Consider the following 2,280-nt stretch of genomic DNA (forward strand, 5'->3'; position numbering starts at 1 on the left):
GCTAATTCAGAAGCTGTTGATGATGATTCCGCAATATGATTAACCCCTACCGACATTTCCTCTATAACCATTACACTTTCGCTCAGGCTTTTATGCTGTGAATCCGAATTTCCTGAGATATCCTCCATGGTAATAGCAATTTCCCTGCTCGCTGATTTTGTTTCATTTGCCTTTGATAAAAGTAAAGAGGAAGTTTCGTTCAATTCTAAACTATACTTATTAATAGTTTGAATAATCCCCCTTAAATCCTGGAGCATTTCATTGAATGATAGAGTTAATTTTCCGATTTCATCAGTGCGTTTAGACTCGACACTAATTGACAAATCACCACCGCCAATGGCTTCTGTATTTTTTGATAAAAGCTGAATCGGCTTTGTAATGGAGTGGGTAATTGCCCAGGTAACGATAATGCTAACAACTAAAATAGCCGCCATGATTAAAAGCATTTTTAGCTTATTTGCTTCAATTCCATTATAGACATCCGTTACGTCATAATCTGATCCGACGATTCCAATCACTTCACCTGTCTCTGATTTAATAGGAGCATAGGCAGAAACCAGCCCTCCATATTCCTCAGTATTTGTCATTTCCATCTCAGGTTTCCCTGTTTCAAAAGCACGTACAATTGCAGGATACTCGTCTATTCCCTTCTCTTCATCTCCGATTTGGGAAGCATCCTCGGAACTTTCAGGCATTCCATCCACTATGTAATAATATCGGTACCCATCTCCTGATTTTTCTCTTTTCATCGTATATATATAAGTAAGACCATTTGCTTCTCTTATTTCATTCATCTGGCTGCGCAGTTCTTTATAATAGACTGTTTCTCCAGATTCTAAAATATCCTGATATTCTTTAATTTTAATAAGATTTGCAGCTCGCTGAGAAATCCCTGATGCTTGTTGGCTCACGGTTTCTTCGACCAGCGTTTCTGAGGATCTAATAGATACATAGCCAATGAATAAGCCCGAAATCAAAATTAATCCTGAGAAAATAAGCAACATACGAATTTTGATGCTTTTTACCATGCAGTATACTCTCCTTAAGCCACACACATTTAATAGGAATAAAGTCCTGTTAAACATTTTACTTTATTTGGACACGATGTTAAATACTTCTAGTGGTAAAATTTTGTCTAATTTTAAATTATTTTGTCTAATTCCTGTTTATAGAAATCACCCTCCTGGGAAATAGTCTTCCTTAAGTGGAGCATACGAAAAAAACGGCCTTACCTTGGCCGCTTCAATATTTCCGATACATCCCATATGAGTCAGGGTATGTATAAGAAAACCCAAATTGTTCATAAAGTTTATTTGCCGGTTCGTCTGCAATCAAGCTGACATAAGATCCCTCATATGTATTTTCCTCAAGATAGGACATCAATTCTTTCATGACCAGCTTTCCAAGTCCCTTTCCTTGCTGATCCGGCTTGACCGCGATGTCGACGATTTGAAAAAAAGCTCCTCCATCTCCGATGACCCTTCCCATCGCTACTAAAGTTGAATCGTTATAAACAGTTATGGCAAAGAGTGAATTTTTCAGTCCAACGCTGGCAGCCTCTATGGATTTAACGCTCAAGCCAGCTTCAACGCGGAGATTGATGTAGTCTTCAGGGGTTGGCGCAATATGCATAACCTTAAAATCTTTCATTTACTGCTGCTCCTTTCAAGCTTCGAACGATTGCTACTATTTCATATAAATCATTGATGGTAAAATCGGCCTCAGCCTCCATCCAATATTCATCACGCTTCCAGAGTCCAAGCATTCCTGCATCCCTGGCGGCCATGATATCATTCTCCGGATGGTCCCCTACAAATATACTTTCCTCTGCTGAAATGGAGAGATTGTCCAGCCCCATTTGAAAGATCTGAGGGTCAGGTTTTCTTAAGCCGACCTCTTCAGAAATCAGGATGGTGTCAAAGTAATCCGCAATCCCTAGGGCGTTCAGGTTCTCTCTCTGGAATTGTCTTTTCCCATTGGAAATCAAGCCAAGTTTTATGCCCATATGGTGCAGGGTTTCTAAAACCTTCTGAACGTTTCGGAAGGGCACACATGTATTGTTAAAGTTAATAACGTAGTCTTCGAGGAGTTGTTCCCAGGTCAAACCTGTTATGTTAAGTTCCTGTAAAAGCTGACTGTATACCCGGTCCTTCCATACGTAACCGCGGCAATCCAGTTCTACGAATCTATTCATAAAATGCTGTTTGTCTATTAAACTCAATTCCTTTATATAACGCTCGTACTGGTCGTTGATGAATTTTACCAGGGAGGTGTTGCGGT

3 protein-coding genes are annotated in these 2,280 nt (G+C 39.6%); all 3 read right to left on the reverse strand.

All coding sequences use genetic code 11. From position 1 onward, the window contains the following. Positions 1 to 1,028 (reverse strand): methyl-accepting chemotaxis protein (locus WB217_RS18525; protein WP_423994799.1); only part of this gene is annotated, 1,028 nt, incomplete at its 3' end. Between the two features lie 214 nt (positions 1,029 to 1,242). Next, positions 1,243 to 1,650: a GNAT family N-acetyltransferase gene (locus WB217_RS18530; RefSeq protein ID WP_423994800.1), complete on the reverse strand. Its 408-nt coding sequence runs from the start codon at positions 1,648 to 1,650 to the stop codon at positions 1,243 to 1,245. After that, a partial coding sequence (locus tag WB217_RS18535; protein WP_423994801.1) for an HAD family hydrolase occupies positions 1,637 to 2,280 on the reverse strand: 644 nt, incomplete at its 5' end. The genes WB217_RS18530 and WB217_RS18535, both read right to left, overlap by 14 nt.

The organism is Mesobacillus sp. (genome assembly GCF_049588175.1).
GTDB lineage: Bacteria > Bacillota > Bacilli > Bacillales > Cytobacillaceae > Mesobacillus.

Bases quoted from the DNA above. Each gene is read 5' to 3' on its own strand.
- WB217_RS18530 (WP_423994800.1), bottom strand. From the start codon at position 1,650: ATGAAAGATTTTAAGGTTATGCATATTGCGCCAACCCCTGAAGACTAC.